The organism is Rickettsia endosymbiont of Oedothorax gibbosus, assembly GCF_936269705.1.
Lineage (GTDB): Bacteria > Pseudomonadota > Alphaproteobacteria > Rickettsiales > Rickettsiaceae > Tisiphia.
The window spans coordinates 592,092-609,477 of sequence record NZ_OW370493.1; the positions used below are offsets into that span (position 1 = coordinate 592,092).

Genomic DNA, 17,386 nt, shown 5'->3' on the forward strand with positions numbered 1-17,386 from the left:
GCTCTCCTTGTTTGCTAAAGAATTCTATCTCATTTTTCTTATTTTTCTGTCCAAAATATTGGGACCATTATACTTTTTGATAACCTATTTTTTTGCCATTTTGATCGACTTGCACCAAGTGCATACTATTTTTTGCTAAATCTATTCCTATTATAGTATTTTTTATGCTATTATTTATCATGGTATGGACCTATTAATTAAATTATTATTTAATTTGGAGCAGCTGAAAACTATTTTTCAGCTGACTCCGTACAAGTAAAGCATATTTCGCTTCACTCGTCCATACCATCATTCCCGCCTACTATTGTCATATATGGACGAGTGAATTTGTCAACAAAGAAAATAAAAAAATAGAGCCACAAAGGAAGCGGTCATATATTCGGCATCGAGTGCCATAATGGTTTCTGCATTCTTATAAATATCCTTGAGTGACCTCTCATTCCCACGGCTTCTAGAGCCTCGACATAATTACGGATTTATTCAGAATACTTATTCATTAACTCTTTAACTTTCGTTCTCTTTATTGTTACTATTCTTTACTCGCAATATTTATCAATTACCAATTTTTATTTAGTTGACATAGTTTCTTCTTTTTTCTCAACTAAACTAATTTGCAACATATTCGCTACCATTGGTGACTACTGCATAAGCAATCCTTGCTAACTTATTTGCTAAACCAACACATATAATATTATATGATTTATTTTCAGCAAATTTCTTCACTGCCCACTGCACTAGTTTATCTTTCGATTCCTTACCACTTTTTGCTCTTATTGCTATTGTCCTTGCAGCTTGAATCAACATAGTTCTGGCATATCTATCTCCCTGTTTGGTAATCCCTCCTAAAACTATCTTATCTCCTGAGCTATGTTGCTTTGGTACCAAACCAAGCGAAGCAGCAAAATCCCTCGGGGTTGGATAACTTTCCATTGGGGCTACACTCAAACAACTAGCATTGATTGCTCCAATGCCAAAAATTGTCTGCAACCTAGTAGCTTTCTCACTTTGCTTATTATTGCTGATAATCAGCTTTTCTAAAGTTTTCTCTTTGTCACATAAATCCTCAATTTCTTTACATTCTAAAAGTAAAATTGACCGTATCCCAGAATTTATATAACCTTTACTATACGCTAACTCTACCTCCAGCCTACATGATTTGCAAAATTTATTTTTACTTAATTTTGTATTATAGCCATATTCACATAAACTTGATATTGTAGAATTAGTTTTTTGCACACGATCTCTGATCGTATTACTTCTAATTTTATGCAAAAATTTTATATCTTGTTCCTCTTTGCTTTTTGGAAGCACAGTTTTTAATTCTGGATCACGAGCCGCTTTGCATATTGCTAACGCATCGTTATAATCATTTTTCTGTTTCGATGTAGCATAAACTTTTACATCTTTTGTTTTCATTAGTTTGACTTGCAAACCAAGCTTAGCAATTTCCTATGACCAATAATTAGCTCCTCCACATGCTTCCATAGCTACCAATGAACTTTTATCGAGATTGCTTAAATAGGCTATTAACTCATCTCTTGTAACTTTTTGATAACCTATTTTTTTGCCATTTTGATCGACTTGCACCAAGTGCATACTATTTTTTGCTAAATCTATTCCTATTATAGTATTTTTTATGCTATTATTTATCATGGTATGGACCTATTAATTAAATTATTATTTAATTTGGAGCAGCTGAAAACTATTTTTCAGCTGACTCCGTACAAGTAAAGCATATTTCGCTTCACTCGTCCATACCATCATTCCCGCGTAGGCGGGAATCTAGACACCGCACCAAAGCAGGGGTGACACTAAGGTAAGCAGGTATATACATAAGGTGATTTAATTATATAAGTAGAGTTTAAAAAATAAAAACTGTAAAATTGTTAGATGTATAGCATAGATATATAAAGCATTATGACTGATAATCCGTAAATTTACAGCAATTTTCTGCTCAAAATTTCTTGCGACCATAAATATATATCCTAAAACCCCGAATATAATGACTATAAATACGTAAATATACGAAAACTGAAAAATAGCTATGGTATGCATTACGGACAAAATTATAGATATTGCAATGGTAAGCCTAAGACTACCTAGATCATGCTTAGCAATATAGCCAAGTAGCATGATAGCCATAGATAAGGTTCCGTAATCAATAAGGAACCAACTACAGAACCAAAGAGAGCCAAGGAAAACAACATGACAATAGCCTTTATAGAAAAAATTATTTAAGCTATTACGAAAATAATAAAGATAGCATTGTCCTAAAAAAATAGGGATAAGTATATTAGTTACAGTAAATTCCCTAAATAATATGGTAGTAAAAGTATATAGCAGAACTCCAACTACCAAAATTCTAATTTTTGGTTTTGTATGAAAATTATAGCCAGCAAAAAAGCAAAAAATCGGCATAGTAGTACGACCAATAACTCGCATTATTTCGTACTCAGGAAAAAAATATAACCCCAAATGATCTATTACCATAGTTATCATGGCTATAGTCTTCAAAAAATCTTGATAATTAGACTCAGTTTTCATCATTAATACATTTCTTTGGATAAAGCTTAAAACAAAAAACCATTAAAAAAAATGTTGCTACTCCAACTATAATTGTTGCTGCTAGCATAAAAGCTTTTACTAATAAGAATTCGGCATAATAATATTGGGCATAATAATGTTTAATTACCCAAATTACTAGCGTCATTATTACGCAGCTTAATAAAATCTTGCCACAAAATGTGTATATACAAAATGAGTATAATTTTGCATCAATAAAAGAAAGACCATATTTCTTTGTGTGTACGTATAACAACCAAACATTATACCAAGCGGTAATAGAACAGGCAAGAGCTATACCAAGGTGACCAAACTGCCTCATCATAATAATATTTAATATAGTATTCACCGTAAGGGAATATAAGGTTATTTTTAAAGGAGTTTTTGTATCATGATTAGCATAAAAAATCGGGGTCAAAATTTTGGCAAGTATAAAAGCTGGCAAACCAAGAGCAAAAGCCGAAATAGCCTCAGCAGTTTTAATGGTATCAGCATAGGTAAAAGCCCCCCGCTGATATATTATATGAATGATTGGTTCTGATAGCACAATAATACCAAAGGTAGCTGGTAAAGATAATAACAGCCCAACTTTAATAGCATTATTTTGGATTTTTGCTGCTTTCTCTAAATCATTCATTTGGTAGGTTTTCGATAATTCTGGTAATAATATAGTACCAAAAGTCACCCCTATTATTGATAAAGGAAATTGGTATATTCTATCTGCATAAGATAATATTGAAATCGCCCCTTCGATGAAGCTAGCTATTGATTGCGAGATAAATAAGCTAAGCTGCTGAAATCCTGAGCTAACAACTGCTGGCCCCATATTGGACAAAAACTTTTTTACATCTCTATTATATGGATCAAAAACTAGCGGAAACGATAAACCAACTCTAATGACACAATAAAACATAAAAATGATTTGTAATAAGCCAGCAATCACCAGAGATAAACTAATCGATATAGGGGCAGATATACGTTCTTGTAATGCTACCGTTGTAATAATCACAAGAATATTTAAAATAATCGGAGAAAAAGCAAAAGCTGCGAACCTCTTTACTGAATTTAGAATACCCCCAAGCATCGCCGCTATCGAAATAAAAACCAAATATGGCATAGTGATACGGCACAGAGCAATTGTTAAATTAAATTTCTCTGGATCTTCATGAAAACCAGGAGCAATAATAAACATTAAGGAAGGCATCATAAGTTGCATTAGTACTACTACCATTACTAAAGTAATTAGTAAAATAGTAAATATAACGCCGGTGAAATGGCGTGCTGCCTCACGAGATTCTATGATTTTTGTATTAAAAATAGGTACAAAAACGACTGATAGAGCCCCTTCGCCAAAAATACGCCTAAATAGGTTGGGTAATTTAAAAGCAACATTAACGCTATCAGCAACACTACCAGCTCCAAATAATGAAGCGACAAATAATTCTCTAGCAAGACCAGATATACGAGAAATTAAGGTAAATAAAGCTATTATAATTCCAGAACGAAATAATGTATATCCCTCGCCTTTCATTTGTTATTCCAATTTTGAGTATATGCCACTATATCAAAGCTAACTCTTTGCCCTTGATATACCTGTATCAATTAACTCTTTGGCTTTTTGAGCATTTTCCCAGCCAATTACCTTCACCCATTTACCTTTTTCTATATCTTTATAATGTTCAAAGAAATGTACTATTCGTTGTCTTAACATTGGGCAAAGATCATCTAAATCTTTTGTTGAATCAAAAGTAATATCTAGCTTAGAGCTAGGCACAGCAATAATTTTTTCATCCAATCCAGATTCATCTTCCATCATTAAAACCCCAATGGGGCGTGATCTAATTACGCAACCAGGTACAACAGGATAATGTGCTATGACCAATACATCTACTGGGTCACCATCTTCTGACAGAGTATGTGGGATAAATCCATAATTACCAGGGTAAAACATGGCAGTTTGCATGAATCTATCAACAAATATCGCTCCTGACTCCTTATCCATCTCATATTTTACCGGATTACTTTGCATCGGAATCTCGATAATTACATTTATCTCTTCAGAATTATTAGCTAGGGTAGTAATTTTTTCAACTAACATTATTTTATCCAATTAATAAATAATTCATTTTGCATTTTTGTAAGCAAACATTTACACAATGGGTAATATATGGCTTTACAAGCTGTTCGTCACTTACTATACCATTTTTATCAGACGCCACTAATAGTCCAGCAGTAAATTTTTCAAATATTTTTTCTTCAATCTGCTGGATAGAATTTGTACCATCTAATAATTCAATAATATATTTTTCATGTAACTGCAATGGAACAAAATGGTTAATCCGATTTGTCACAAACAAATTAGTTTCACCTAATTTTTGAGCCTGATATCTTACAAAGTCACTTACTTTTGGTTTTGATGAAATGTTATATATTGAAATAGGTTTTGTTGCAAATATTTGTACGTATCCTTGTAGTACCAGTTGAATAATTACAGAATCTAATTCTTCTTTAAAATTTTTAAGCTGCAATTTTTCTAACTTTTTCATAGCCAATGTAGTAATTTGATCTAAAGTCAAAGGATTACCAATATTATCAGCATAGGTATAGAAAACTGCTTTCATTATAGGGGAAGACGTTGAAATATCAGGAGATTCTGAATTGCTACAGTAAAACCCCAATTCTACTGCATTACTAATATTTGCCTCATTTTCCGGTGTGGCTGGTCTGATATCAAGAGTAGTATGAAAGTCTGATAATTTACTTGGTTCAATTGCCCTATTGAGCCTGACATTATCGTGACATAGTAAAGTAGTTCTAAATTTACGATTACTAATAAAGTCCATATATTGTTCAGTTCTTACAATATCATTTATCGATTGTAATTTTTCTGCAGTCTTTTCCGGCAAATTACCGACAAACATAGCAGAAAGTGATGAATCTCCAAGATAATTTAAATTATGCTTTCTAGCGTTACTTATAAATTCTTGGAAGTAAAAAGCTATATTTTCTTCTCCAAGATATTCATGTAACAAATATGAATTAGATAATTTTTTAAGAGCGTTAGTTTCATGGTGTAAAAACTTAGAATAATGAGTCTCTTTTTCTTTTAGAGAATCACTAACAAAATCTAATAATAATTTAGCTTGTTGTAGTTTATCATGCTTATCAGTAAAGATAGCACTATGAAACATCATCATATCTCTAATAGTTTTTTGCATATTCCAGCCTGGTAGAGTATTATAGCTGATAAAGGCAATACCGTTAGGATTTAATAATTTACTAGACATGGCAAAAATCTTTTCACGAACCTCGTCCGGTACCCAAGAGATTACCCCATGACAGATTATATAATCAAATTTACCAAATGATTCATCAAGATCCAATATCGATAAGTGTTTTAGCTCAATATTCTTTAGACCTAAACTATTTACTACTTTTAGTCCATTATCAATTTGTGTTTTTGACAAATCAATACCTAAAGAATAAGATTGTGGGTAACTTTCGGCAAAATTGATCATATTACCGCCTTCAGCACAACCAATATCAAGTATCCTAGCATTCTCTATCATAGGAGGTTGCATGCCAAATACTAGACCTATAGTTCTTAAATGTTCCGGTCTTGTATAAGTAAAAGGAAAGCTTTCGTAAGGAAAATCATCATAGTTAATATTATTTGTTTGCTTCTCTGCTAAACTATTAGGATTGTTTTTTTGACCCATAATTTGTTCCAACTAAATTAATATTAAAATAATGATTCTTAGTTGATTTAGTGCTTTTAAGCAAGATGTTTTTATATTATTTTAGGATAGATATTAATTAGTTGTCTTCATGGAGTAATACTAATCGGGTTAGCTATAGGTTTTGTAAATAAAATTTAAAATTAAATTTTTTTTGATGCTATTTCTTCTTGATATTTTTATAGTATCTCCTATATTTAGGACTTGTTTTTTGTGCAAGTGAGCCTTTTTACATCAATTTGGGATAAGAATAATTGTTTTTATTCACAATTTGTAGTGTGTTAAAAGCGGGTGTAGCTCAGGGGTAGAGTGCTACCTTGCCAAGGTCGAAGTCGAGGGTTCGAATCCCTTCACCCGCTCCAGTACAAAAATTGTCCTAATTAGTAATACATATTCTCTCTACGGAGACGACACTAATAATATGTCTGGAATAGAGTTAAATAAAATTGCTGCTTCTATTTTATTAGCCAGTTTAATTGCAATGATGGTAGGGTTTATAACAGATATTCTGTATAAGCCAGTTTTACATCCTGAATCTCGAGGCTACAAAGTAGAAGTAACAGAAGATTCTCCTAATGGTTCTGATGCGAACACGATTGCAGAAGCACCAGTGAATATAGAGGAATTGATGAAAACTGCTAATGCTGAGGCGGGAAGGGAAATAGCAAAAAAATGCTTAATGTGCCATTCCTTTGACAATAGTAAAGCTAATAAGGTTGGACCATATTTATGGAATATCGTTGGGACGGAAAAAGCTAAAGCAGAGAATTATAAATATTCAACTGCTTTATCTAGCAAAGGTGGGATATGGGATGAAGAAAGTTTATTTCATTTCCTGCATAAACCTAACCAATATATACCAGGTACAAAAATGTCTTTTGCTGGTTTAAATAAACCTCAAGATATCGCTAATGTTATAATGTTTTTAAAGACATTTGTGCATGACTAGTAGACTGGTCGGAAATAACTAAAGTAATTCTTAGTCATTGATAAGAAGTTGGTGACTACCGTCTGAGCTGTGCCATCTATCAATCCCTAAAAGTAAGTATGAGACTATATTACTCTGTATGATGTTCTTTAGAGCCTTTACCCAATAAATGGGAATAATTGTCATCGGAAGATATCTTTTTAAGCTCATTAAATGAATAAATGCTATTACTGATTAAATCAACTTTTGCTACCATTTTAGCTTTAGCTTCTGCTATCATTTTAGTTTTTGCTACTTTAAATTCAGCTTCTACTGCCATTTCATCTTTTGCTGCCATTTTAGCTTCTACAAATTCAGCTTCTGCTGTTCTTTTAGCTTCTTCTATTTTAGCTTTTGCTCTTTCAACTTCTGTAGTAATAAATTCTTTATTGTGAAACATATAAATATTCTCCTGAATTGACTATAGGAGTTTACTCTGTAGAATTATGATCCTCAGAATCTTTGCCCAATAAATGGGAAGAATTGTCATCAAAAGATGACTCGCCCTCGGAAGATATCTTTTTAAGCTCATTTAATGGATAAATGCCATTACCTTTTGGCATTTCAGCGTTTAGTACTTTTTCAGCTTCTAATCTTTCAATTTTTAGCATTTCAATTTTAGCTTGTACCAGTTTATCTTCTGCTAGTTTAGCTTTTGTAGGTCTAGATTCTGCTACTATCTCATCTTCTAGTATTCCATTTTTTGTAAAAATAAACCTTGGGTGGTGAAACATATAAAGCTCCTATTAATTGTTACTAACAGGTGCTAATTATATCAAAAGTTAATTAATAAGTCTATAGAGTTATTCTAACCCGCTATACGTTTTTTAGTAGCTTTTACATAATTTTTTGGAGTGACTATCGGCTGAGCTTTACCATCTATCACATCTTTTGAAATATGTACGTGCATTTTTTTCAAATTGGTAACATTATACATACTGTCAAGTAGAAGTGTTTCGATTATAGAACGGAGTCCCCTAGCACCGGTTTTTCGTGTCAGTGCTTTTTCGGCTATTGCTTCTAAAGCATCATTATCAATTGATAGTTCAACATCATCTAATTCAAATAATTTATGATATTGTTTAATAACAGCATTTTTTGGTTGAGTTAAAATTGCTACTAAGGATGCTTTATCTAAGTCATCTAAAGTTGCTACTACTGGAAGCCTACCAATAAATTCAGGAATTAATCCAAATTTTACTAAATCTTCAATTTCTAATGATTTTAGTGTTTCACTGTGGTTTTTTTCTTGTTTTGACTGGACATTTGCTGCAAAACCAATTGAACTTTGAGCAGTACGAGCATTAATGATAGTATCTATTCCCATGAAAGCCCCGCCACATATAAATAAAATATTGGAAGTATCTACTTGCACAAAATCTTGCTGCGGATGTTTTCTCCCTCCTTGTGGTGGTACAGATGCAACAGTTCCTTCCATGATTTTAAGTAACGCTTGTTGCACTCCTTCTCCTGAGACGTCTCTTGTTATAGAAGGGTTTTCGGATTTTCTAGCGATTTTATCTACTTCATCTATATAAACAATGCCTCGTTGGGCTTTAGCTATATTAAAATCTGCTGCTTGTAATAATCTTAGCAAGATATTTTCAACGTCTTCACCAACATAACCAGCTTCGGTTAAAGAAGTGGCGTCTGCCATAGTAAAAGGTACATCAAGAATTTTTGCTAAGGTTTGTGCCAAAAGAGTTTTTCCTGAGCCAGTAGAGCCAATAACCAGGATATTTGATTTATTTAATTCGACATCATTATTACCTGATTCGATATATTCTAATCGTTTATAGTGATTATATACCGCGACTGATAAGACTTTTTTTGCTTGATCCTGACCAATTACGTAATCATTAAGAGTAGAAAAAATCTTTTGTGGTGTTGGGATTGAAGATGAAATTTGTTTAAGTGCTACTTTAGTTTCTTCTTTTATAATATCAAGACAAAGTTCAATACATTCATTACAAATGAATACTGTTGGTCCAGCAATTAATTTTATTACTTCATATTGATTTTTACCACAAAAAGAACAGTTTAATTCTTTTCTTTCGACTTCACCACTTGTCATAATTCTGCTTCTTTAATTTGTGATTTTAATATTATTCATATGTCTAAATATAGATAAGTTATTTAGCTAAGTCTAATATATTTTCAAAATTACCTATATATTATAAAAAAGGATTTTAATTAGTTATCGTAGGTATAGTCAATTCAGGAGAATTTGGGGCTAGGAGCGACGAGGGACGACGTCCCCAACTTCTCATCAATTGACTATAGACTCCTAGCTAATCTGAGTAGCATTACTCCGTCATTGTGCATAAGTGTCAGTTTAAGAAAACAAAGTAGAAAGGTTGTTATTGCGAGCGAATATATGTGAGCGTGGCAATCCCTATATACTCGATAATCAAGTTTTTTTGCAGATTTGAATAAAATATAGGACAATGGTTGTCATCTCTGCGAAAGTAGGGATCTAAAAATGCCCTGAGGTATTATAGATTCCCGCCTACGCGGGAATGATGGTATGGACGAGTGAAGCGAAATATGCTTTACTGGTACGGAGTCAGCTGAAAAATAGTTTTCAGCTGCTCCAAATTAAATAATAATTTAATTAATAGGTCCATACCATGATAAATAATAGCATAAAAAATACTATAATAGGAATAGATTTAGCAAAAAATAGTATGCACTTGGTGCAAGTCGATCAAAATGGCAAAAAAATAGGTTATCAAAAAGTTACAAGAGATGAGTTAATAGCCTATTTAAGCAATCTCGATAAAAGTTCATTGGTAGCTATGGAAGCATGTGGAGGAGCTAATTATTGGTCACAGGAAATTGCTAAGCTTGGTTTGCAAGTCAAACTAATGAAAACAAAAGATGTAAAAGTTTATGCTACATCGAAACAGAAAAATGATTATAACGATGCGTTAGCAATATGCAAAGCGGCTCGTGATCCAGAATTAAAAACTGTGCTGCCAAAAAGCAAAGAGGAACAAGATATAAAATTTTTGCATAAAATTAGAAGTAATACGATCAGAGATCGTGTGCAAAAAACTAATTCTACAATATCAAGTTTATGTGAATATGGCTATAATACAAAATTAAGTAAAAATAAATTTTGCAAATCATGTAGGCTGGAGGTAGAGTTAGCGTATAGTAAAGGTTATATAAATTCTGGGATACGGTCAATTTTACTTTTAGAATGTAAAGAAATTGAGGATTTATGTGACAAAGAGAAAACTTTAGAAAAGCTGATTATCAGCAATAATAAGCAAAGTGAGAAAGCTACTAGGTTGCAGACAATTTTTGGCATTGGAGCAATCAATGCTAGTTGTTTGAGTGTAGCCCCAATGGAAAGTTATCCAACCCCGAGGGATTTTGCTGCTTCGCTTGGTTTGGTACCAAAGCAACATAGCTCAGGAGATAAGATAGTTTTAGGAGGGATTACCAAACAGGGGGATAGATATGCCAAAACTATGTTGATTCAAGCCGCAAGGACAATAGCAATAAGAGCAAAAAGTGGTAAGGAATCGAAAGATAAACTAGTGCAGTGGGCAGTGAAGAAATTTGCTGAAAATAAATCATATAATATTATATGTGTTGGTTTAGCAAATAAGTTAGCAAGGATTGCTTATGCAGTAGTCACCAATGGTAGCGAATATGTTGCAAATTAGTTTAGTTGAGAAAAAAGAAGAAACTATGTCAACTAAATAAAAATTGGTAATTGATAAATATTGCGAGTAAAGAATAGTAACAATAAAGAGAACGAAAGTTAAAGAGTTAATGAATAAGTATTCTGAATAAAATCCGTAATTATGTCGAGGCTCTAGAAGCCGTGGGAATGAGAGGTCACTCAAGGATATTTATAAGAATGCAGAAACCATTATGGCACTCGATGCCGAATATATGACCGCTTCCTTTGTGGCTCTATTTTTTTATTTTCTTTGTTGACAAATTCACTCGTCCATATATGACAAATTTTGCGTTTAAAGATAGATGTCGTGACTCGGATATATTCAAATTTCCTTCAAACAACCTACTATTTATAAGCTCTGCAAAAAACTTGATTATCGAGTATATAAGTATCTCAATGACATTGTTGTAAAAAGTTTAATTTTGTAGTATCTTCATTAATAGACTAAGTTCTTCTCGGAATTCTGTATCAATCTCACATAATTCTTCTACCTTTTTGATAGCATGCATTATTGTAGTATGATCTTTTTTACCAAATTTCTTACCGATATCAGTCAGGCTTTTTGGCGTTAATGTTTTACTCAAATACATAGCTACTTGTCTTGGTCTAGCTATTGAGCGAATACGCCTAGGAGAAGACATATCGGAAAATTTAATATTATAACGATCAGCTACTTTTCTTTGAATATCCTCAATGGTGATAATTTTCTCATTGGAACGTAGTAAATCACGTAAGATATTTTGAGTGTTTTCTAAAGTTATTTCCCTACCAACTAAGGTAGAATGAGCGATAACTTTATTAAGAGCTCCCTCTAGCTCTCTGACATTTGATGTTATTTTAGCTGCTAAAAATTCCACAACATTTTTAGGTATATGGATATTCATTTGTTCAAGTTTAGATTCTAAGATTCCTAATCTTAGTTCATAAGTAGTACTGTGGACATCGGCAACCAATCCCCAGCCAAGTCTGGATTTAATTCGATCTTCGATATTATCTAAATCTGACGGTGAACGGTCACACGATATAACCATTTGACGATTATTATCAATTAAAGCATTGAAAGTATGGAAAAACTCTTCTTGGGTGCTATCTTTACCTGATATAAATTGAATATCATCGATCATTAGTACGTCAACTGAACGAAATTCTTCTTTAAAAGACATAACATCTTTATTACGTAGTGCCTTGATGAATTGATACATAAACTTTTCTGCCGACATGTAAATTACCTTACGAGTCGGATTATTATGTTTTATATACCAAGCAATGGCATGCATTAAGTGTGTTTTGCCAAGACCGACCCCTCCGTATAAAAATAAAGGGTTAGATTCGGCTACGGCTCCTTCCGACTCAGCAACTGCTCTAGATGCTGCATAGGCTAATTCATTTGGTCCACCCACCACAAAATTTTCAAAAGTAAATCGTAAGTCTAAGGCTGAAAAAATGCCTTCGGAATTGGTATCCATTCCTTCTTTTATTGATGGAACTTTTGCTAAATATTCAGGTATATTTTGGTTTTGTTCTGATAATTCTTTAGTAATGATCTCAATTGATTTGATATCTTTGTCATAGGACTGCCAAGATTGCAATATAGCCCGTGCATATCTAGATTCCACCCAATCTCGAATAAAATTTGTTGGTGTAGAAAGTATAACAGTATTAGTAGCAGCTTCTAAAAAGTTAATCTTACTGAACCAGCTTTTATATAAGGCATCGCCGTAATGTTTATTAAGGTCAGAGCAAACTTGTTGCCAAATATCTCTATGATAAGTCACTTCCTTTGCTATAGTCAATTGATTATGGTTAGTATTCACAGAATTTGCCATGGTAAATTATTTTGTTTCCAACCAGCTCCATTAGTTCCTCCTTCAAAACCATCAATTATATTATAGCACTCTTTATAACCTAGAGTACTAGCAAATTGTGCAGCTTCATGGGATCTACCCCCGGAGCGACAAAGGAATAATAGTTTATAGTTATAGTCAATTGATGAGAAGTTGGGGACGTCGTCACTTGTCGCTCGCCTATTACTTATAGGCGTCGCTCCATCGCTCCTAGCCCCAAATTCTCCTGAATTGACTATATTACTGATTTTCGACATCAACTGGTTCTTAAATTCGTTATTTAGTGACATATTAGGCAATAAACGCCAACTAATAAAAATTATTTTATCTTTATCAAGCTTTGGAATGCCTACTTGTTGCCATTCTTCAGCAGTCCTAACATCAATTATCATGTTATTATTATCTATTTCTAGCAACTTATAAGCTTTTAAGGAAGATATATTTTTAATGCTCATAAAGTTTAGCGTTTCTTTGATATATTAAATATTATTGAATAAAGAAGATTTGGAGCAATTAAGTTCTAGCACCATTTTATACAGCTTACATTTTATTTTATATTTGGTAATTGTCAAACTATCTGAATTATATTATGATGTTTTTTTGTAAGATTGTAAATATGGATTATTTTAACAAAACATCTTTAACCAAAAAATTGTTATATCAAAGCAAAAATCGTGGTTGCAAAGAAATTGCCTTAATATTGGGTAAATTTGCTGAAAAATTTCTTTCTAACATGGATGCAGCTAATTTAGCAGATTTTGCTTTAATACTTAACCAAAATGATATAGATATTTATGATTGGATTACCAATAAAACGGCTCCTCCTTCTCACTTAAACTCAAAAGTAATGTTACAAATACTTAGTTTTGATATTAACAACATAGAAGCTTAGTAAATAATGATACAACAACCACTCCCTCTCGGTGCAAAAAGTTTTTTTGCTAGTGAGTATTTATCAAATAAACGTACCAAGAATATTTTACTTATCTTTGCCAGTGAAGATGATGCAATCAATAGCCATAAACAATTATTATTTATGGCACAAAATATTAAAACTAGCAACATATTATATTTCCCTAGTTTTGATACTATACCATATGATCGCATTTCGCCAAATCAAAATATTTTATCAGAAAGAGCGAATATATTGAGTTACTTGGCAAGTAATAACGATACAAAATTGGTAGTGACTAGTGCTATAAATTTACTGACAAAATTACCTCCTCCAGAGTTATTGGTTAAGTCTTTTTTGAGATTACATAATAAAATGCAGCTCTCAGCCGATAAATTAGCGGAATTCTTGGTACATAATAGTTTTACTAGGAGTAGCAGTAGTATTGATAGTGGTGAATTTTCTGTAAGAGGAGAGATAGTAGATATAGTCTTGCCTGGTTCTAAAGCTTATCGTATTAATTTTAGTTGGGATCACATAGAATCAATAAAAGAATTTGATATTGACACTCAGATTTCTACCAATAATTGCACGGAGCTAATACTTAATTCTGCTAGTGAGGTGATATTAAATCCAGAAACAATAAAGAATTTTAGAGATAATTATTTAAAAGTTTTTGGAGTTAATTATGTCAATACCCCTTTATATGAATCAGTGATTGAGGGGAAAAAATTCCAAGGATATGAACATTTATCTCCTTTATTTTATAATTCTTTCAGTAGCCTAATTAATTACTTGGATGATCCTGTTATTATTTACGATAATTTATCGTTGCAATCAATTATTGAGCAGGAAAATAATTATACCGATCTTTACAGATCGCGGATTGAGTCTAACAAAATAAAATTAAATACCTTTTATCCTGCATTGCCTCCCGAACAAGTTTATTTTACCAGCCAGGAAATACAAAAGTTCCTGGAACATGATAATAATATTTTAATTACTCCAGAAGATTCGTCTTATGCCCATTCATTAGAAAAAATTACGGTAACTAGTTTTATGGAGGATAAGACAGTTTTTAATAAGCTATTCGAAATTATAGAAAATAATAAAAATAAAATACCGATTATTTTTTGTCATTCTAAAAGTAATTTGCAAAGATTTAAAAGCCTAATAGATAGTTATTCACGAAAATATATCGAGATAGACAATTTACAACAAGCAAAAATTGCAGTTATAAATCTTGCCTATGTTCAACTTAGCCAAGGGTTTTATAGTGATAAATATTTGTTTATTGCCGCTCATGATATTCTAGGAAAAAGTGCAGTGAATTTTCGTCAGCAAGGTGCTAAACGTAAGCTCAAAAACATTTTAATGGAATTAGATAATTTAACTGAAGGAGAGCTAATTGTTCATAAGGATCATGGTATTGGTCAGTTTCTTAACGTTGAAACACTAGATGTTAAAGGCAAAGCTCATGATTTCCTAAAAATTCTATATGAGAATAATGATAAATTATATATTCCTGTTGAAAATATAGAACTAATTAAAAAATATGGCAGTGGTGAAGCACAGCTTGCCAAATTGGGTAGTAGTGCATGGCAAAGAAGTAAAGCCAAGCTTAAAAACCGTATTACAGAAATTGCTGAACAATTATTAAAAATAGCTGCTAAGAGAAAGTTAACTGTAGCAAGTCCAATAGAATTTGATCATGCAGAGTATGAGCAATTTTGTCATAGATTTAAATATACTGAAACTGAAGATCAATTAAATGCCATAAACGACATTAAAAAAGATTTTGACTCTGGTATTTTAATGGATAGATTAATTTGCGGAGATGTTGGTTTTGGGAAAACCGAAGTAGCTATACGAGCAACCTTTATGGTAGCAAAATCAATTACGATGACTTCTCAAGTAGCGATCATCGTACCCACTACTATTCTAGGTAAGCAACATTATTTAAGGTTTATTAAAAGATTTAAGGATTTTGGTTTAAATATAGTACAATTATCCAGTCTGGTTAGCAATAAAGATGCTAAAATTATTAAAGAACAAATCAAAAACGGTACAGCTAATATAATAATTGGCACGCATGCTTTATTAAGTAAAAATATAGAATTTAATAATCTCCGATTATTAATAATTGATGAAGAACAACATTTTGGTGTTGCTCAAAAAGAATATTTAAAGAGTCTCAGAGATACAATGCATGTTCTATCTCTTTCAGCAACACCAATTCCTCGTACAATGCAAATGTCAATGGTCGGGCTTAAAGATCTTAGCATCATTGCTACTCCGCCAATGGATAGGTTAGAAGTTCGAACAACAGTGATGCCATTTGACCAAGTAATTATTAGAGACGCTTTACTTAGAGAACGTTTTCGTGGTGGTAGAAGCTTCTATGTAGTGCCTAGAATTAAGGATATTCCAGATATAGAGAGATATTTACAAACAATTGTACCAGAATTAAAGTATAAAGTTGCTCATGGTCAGATGCCAGCTGGCAAAATAGATGAGATTATGGGTGAATTTTGTGATGGTAAGTTTGATATACTAGTTTCTACTACAATAATTGAGTCTGGTATAGATATTGCTGAAGCTAATACGATGATTATTCATAAATCTGATACTCTTGGTCTAGGTCAGTTATATCAGCTCAGAGGAAGGATAGGTCGAAGTAAATTCAGAGGTTATGCCTATCTAACCTTAGCAAATTATAAAAAAATGACTGCCCATTCAATAAAACGTCTAGAAATAATGCAGAGTAGCTGTACTCTTGGTTCTGGGTTTACTATTGCTAGCCATGATATGGATTTACGTGGTTTTGGTAATTTAGTAGGGGAAGAACAATCAGGCCAGATTAAAGAAGTAGGGGTAGAGCTTTATCAGGAAATGTTAGATGAACAAATAGCAATTTTTAAGGGTGAAGTTACTGAAAATCCAAAATCTTTTGTTCCGACAATTAATTTGGGGTTACCTGTTTTCATTTCTGATAATTATATTGCAGATTCTTCTCTTAAACTAAGTTTGTATAGACGAATTGGCAATTTAACTGACGATACAGATATTGAAAATTTTAAGGATGAAATGGTTGATCGTTTTGGTCTTATTCCATTAGAGTTTAATAATCTACTTGATATAGTGAAAATAAAACATAAATGCAGTAAACTTAATATTGAGAATTTAGACTCTGGTGAACGAGGATTTGTTTTAAAATTTTACAAAGAAGCGGATATAGCTGGTAAGGTTATGAATTTTGTTATAAAACATCCTCAGCAAACCAAAATAAAACCGGATGCTAAATTAATATTTAGCAAAATATTGGTAGGAAAGGATATTATAGAAGAAACAAATAGTTTGTTAGAGCAATTATTAGTAGCGTGAGCAAAATTAAAAAACAATATATATGCACAAATTGTGGTAATAGCTCCCTTAAATGGGCTGGGCAATGTTTTGATTGTGGCTTATGGGGAGGAATTGAAGAAGAGATAATTAGTCAAATACAAGTTAAGTTAGGTAATAAACAAGAAATACAAAAGCTGGATGGGGTGGTAGTGGATTCGTTACGTATCCCTACGCCTATAAAGGAATTAAATAGGGTGCTGGGAGGGGGGTTGGTATGCTCTTCTGCAATTTTAATTGGCGGTGACCCTGGAATTATAATGGTTCCAATATTTTGGACAGAAA

15 protein-coding genes, 1 tRNA gene and 1 pseudogene are annotated in these 17,386 nt (G+C 32.4%); 6 read left to right on the top strand and 11 right to left on the bottom strand.

Features of this window, described 5'->3' with window-relative positions; genetic code table 11:
• Positions 1–606 precede the first annotated feature (606 nt).
• From NBW66_RS03300 to NBW66_RS03325, 6 genes are all read right to left on the bottom strand, one after another.
• Complete coding sequence (locus NBW66_RS03300) at positions 607–1,431, bottom strand: IS110 family RNA-guided transposase (RefSeq protein WP_284346677.1); 825 nt, start codon at positions 1,429–1,431, stop codon at positions 607–609.
• A gap of 18 nt (positions 1,432–1,449) precedes the next feature.
• Complete coding sequence (locus tag NBW66_RS03305) at positions 1,450–1,653, bottom strand: hypothetical protein (RefSeq protein ID WP_250310719.1); 204 nt, start codon at positions 1,651–1,653, stop codon at positions 1,450–1,452.
• 189 nt (positions 1,654–1,842) lie between these two features.
• Positions 1,843–2,547: a TraX family protein gene (locus NBW66_RS03310; RefSeq protein WP_250311741.1), complete on the bottom strand. Its 705-nt coding sequence runs from the start codon at positions 2,545–2,547 to the stop codon at positions 1,843–1,845.
• The gene (murJ, locus tag NBW66_RS03315; protein ID WP_250311742.1) at positions 2,534–4,093 is read right to left on the bottom strand and encodes a murein biosynthesis integral membrane protein MurJ; all 1,560 of its coding nucleotides are present in this window, start codon (positions 4,091–4,093) and stop codon (positions 2,534–2,536) included. Before murJ ends, NBW66_RS03310 begins: the two co-directional genes overlap by 14 nt.
• A 39-nt stretch (positions 4,094–4,132) precedes the next feature.
• The gene (gene ppa, locus NBW66_RS03320) at positions 4,133–4,660 is read right to left on the bottom strand and encodes an inorganic diphosphatase (RefSeq protein WP_250311743.1); all 528 of its coding nucleotides are present in this window, start codon (positions 4,658–4,660) and stop codon (positions 4,133–4,135) included.
• Positions 4,661–4,664: 4 nt separating this feature from the next.
• Positions 4,665–6,281, bottom strand: a complete 1,617-nt coding sequence (locus NBW66_RS03325) for a methyltransferase regulatory domain-containing protein (RefSeq protein ID WP_250311744.1) — start codon at positions 6,279–6,281, stop codon at positions 4,665–4,667.
• A gap of 305 nt (positions 6,282–6,586) precedes the next feature.
• Between NBW66_RS03325 and NBW66_RS03330 the strand changes: the two genes are divergently transcribed.
• Positions 6,587–6,661: transfer RNA gene (locus NBW66_RS03330), tRNA-Gly, on the top strand.
• Positions 6,662–6,720: 59 nt separating this feature from the next.
• Positions 6,721–7,248 carry a c-type cytochrome gene (locus NBW66_RS03335; protein WP_250311745.1) on the top strand — a complete coding sequence of 176 codons (528 nt, stop codon included), beginning with the start codon at positions 6,721–6,723 and terminating at the stop codon, positions 7,246–7,248.
• 109 nt (positions 7,249–7,357) lie between these two features.
• Here NBW66_RS03335 and NBW66_RS03340 read toward each other — a convergent pair whose 3' ends face one another.
• The 3 genes from NBW66_RS03340 to clpX all read right to left on the bottom strand — a co-directional run bounded on the left by NBW66_RS03340 (position 7,358) and on the right by clpX (position 9,340).
• The gene (locus tag NBW66_RS03340; protein ID WP_250311746.1) at positions 7,358–7,666 is read right to left on the bottom strand and encodes a hypothetical protein; all 309 of its coding nucleotides are present in this window, start codon (positions 7,664–7,666) and stop codon (positions 7,358–7,360) included.
• Between the two features lie 31 nt (positions 7,667–7,697).
• Positions 7,698–8,000, bottom strand: a complete 303-nt coding sequence (locus NBW66_RS03345) for a hypothetical protein (RefSeq protein WP_250311747.1) — start codon at positions 7,998–8,000, stop codon at positions 7,698–7,700.
• Positions 8,001–8,074: 74 nt separating this feature from the next.
• On the bottom strand, positions 8,075–9,340 hold the full coding sequence (clpX, locus tag NBW66_RS03350; RefSeq protein ID WP_250311748.1) for an ATP-dependent Clp protease ATP-binding subunit ClpX: 1,266 nt from the start codon (positions 9,338–9,340) through the stop codon (positions 8,075–8,077).
• 556 nt (positions 9,341–9,896) lie between these two features.
• Between clpX and NBW66_RS03355 the strand changes: the two genes are divergently transcribed.
• Entirely contained in the window at positions 9,897–10,943 is a 1,047-nt protein-coding gene (locus NBW66_RS03355) for an IS110 family RNA-guided transposase (protein WP_250311749.1), read from the top strand.
• A gap of 436 nt (positions 10,944–11,379) precedes the next feature.
• On the opposite strand, the gene dnaA is transcribed toward NBW66_RS03355, so the two are convergent.
• Together dnaA and NBW66_RS03365 are read right to left on the bottom strand one after the other, a co-directional pair.
• A complete protein-coding gene (gene dnaA, locus NBW66_RS03360) occupies positions 11,380–12,789 on the bottom strand; it encodes a chromosomal replication initiator protein DnaA (RefSeq protein ID WP_250311750.1) in 1,410 nt (469 codons plus the stop codon).
• Entirely contained in the window at positions 12,774–13,262 is a 489-nt protein-coding gene (locus tag NBW66_RS03365) for a palindromic element RPE2 domain-containing protein (RefSeq protein WP_250311751.1), read from the bottom strand. The genes dnaA and NBW66_RS03365 overlap by 16 nt, the downstream gene beginning before the upstream one ends.
• 161 nt (positions 13,263–13,423) lie before the next feature.
• Here NBW66_RS03365 and NBW66_RS03370 point away from each other — a divergent pair, with 161 nt between their 5' ends.
• The 3 genes and pseudogenes from NBW66_RS03370 to NBW66_RS03380 form a co-directional block, all read left to right on the top strand.
• Positions 13,424–13,699 (top strand): succinate dehydrogenase assembly factor 2, encoded by a 276-nt coding sequence (locus NBW66_RS03370; RefSeq protein WP_250311752.1) that lies wholly within the window; start codon positions 13,424–13,426, stop codon positions 13,697–13,699.
• Positions 13,700–13,705: 6 nt separating this feature from the next.
• Entirely contained in the window at positions 13,706–17,083 is a 3,378-nt protein-coding gene (gene mfd / locus NBW66_RS03375) for a transcription-repair coupling factor (RefSeq protein ID WP_250311753.1), read from the top strand.
• A pseudogene (locus NBW66_RS03380) lies at positions 17,080–17,358 on the top strand (DNA repair protein RadA); the annotation flags it as partial. The gene mfd and the pseudogene NBW66_RS03380, both read left to right, overlap by 4 nt.
• Between the last annotated feature and the right edge of the window lie 28 nt (positions 17,359–17,386).

Excerpts from the sequence above, each read along its gene's own strand:
- NBW66_RS03305 (WP_250310719.1), bottom strand. The coding sequence starts at position 1,653 with ATGATAAATAATAGCATAAAAAATACTATAATAGGAATAGATTTAGCA.
- NBW66_RS03310 (WP_250311741.1), bottom strand. The coding sequence starts at position 2,547 with ATGATGAAAACTGAGTCTAATTATCAAGATTTTTTGAAGACTATAGCC.
- murJ (WP_250311742.1), bottom strand. The coding sequence starts at position 4,093 with ATGAAAGGCGAGGGATATACATTATTTCGTTCTGGAATTATAATAGCT.
- ppa (WP_250311743.1), bottom strand. The coding sequence starts at position 4,660 with ATGTTAGTTGAAAAAATTACTACCCTAGCTAATAATTCTGAAGAGATA.
- NBW66_RS03325 (WP_250311744.1), bottom strand. The coding sequence starts at position 6,281 with ATGGGTCAAAAAAACAATCCTAATAGTTTAGCAGAGAAGCAAACAAAT.
- NBW66_RS03335 (WP_250311745.1), top strand. The coding sequence starts at position 6,721 with ATGTCTGGAATAGAGTTAAATAAAATTGCTGCTTCTATTTTATTAGCC.
- NBW66_RS03340 (WP_250311746.1), bottom strand. The coding sequence starts at position 7,666 with ATGTTTCACAATAAAGAATTTATTACTACAGAAGTTGAAAGAGCAAAA.
- NBW66_RS03345 (WP_250311747.1), bottom strand. The coding sequence starts at position 8,000 with ATGTTTCACCACCCAAGGTTTATTTTTACAAAAAATGGAATACTAGAA.
- clpX (WP_250311748.1), bottom strand. The coding sequence starts at position 9,340 with ATGACAAGTGGTGAAGTCGAAAGAAAAGAATTAAACTGTTCTTTTTGT.
- NBW66_RS03355 (WP_250311749.1), top strand. The coding sequence starts at position 9,897 with ATGATAAATAATAGCATAAAAAATACTATAATAGGAATAGATTTAGCA.
- dnaA (WP_250311750.1), bottom strand. The coding sequence starts at position 12,789 with ATGGCAAATTCTGTGAATACTAACCATAATCAATTGACTATAGCAAAG.
- NBW66_RS03365 (WP_250311751.1), bottom strand. The coding sequence starts at position 13,262 with ATGAGCATTAAAAATATATCTTCCTTAAAAGCTTATAAGTTGCTAGAA.
- NBW66_RS03370 (WP_250311752.1), top strand. The coding sequence starts at position 13,424 with ATGGATTATTTTAACAAAACATCTTTAACCAAAAAATTGTTATATCAA.
- mfd (WP_250311753.1), top strand. The coding sequence starts at position 13,706 with ATGATACAACAACCACTCCCTCTCGGTGCAAAAAGTTTTTTTGCTAGT.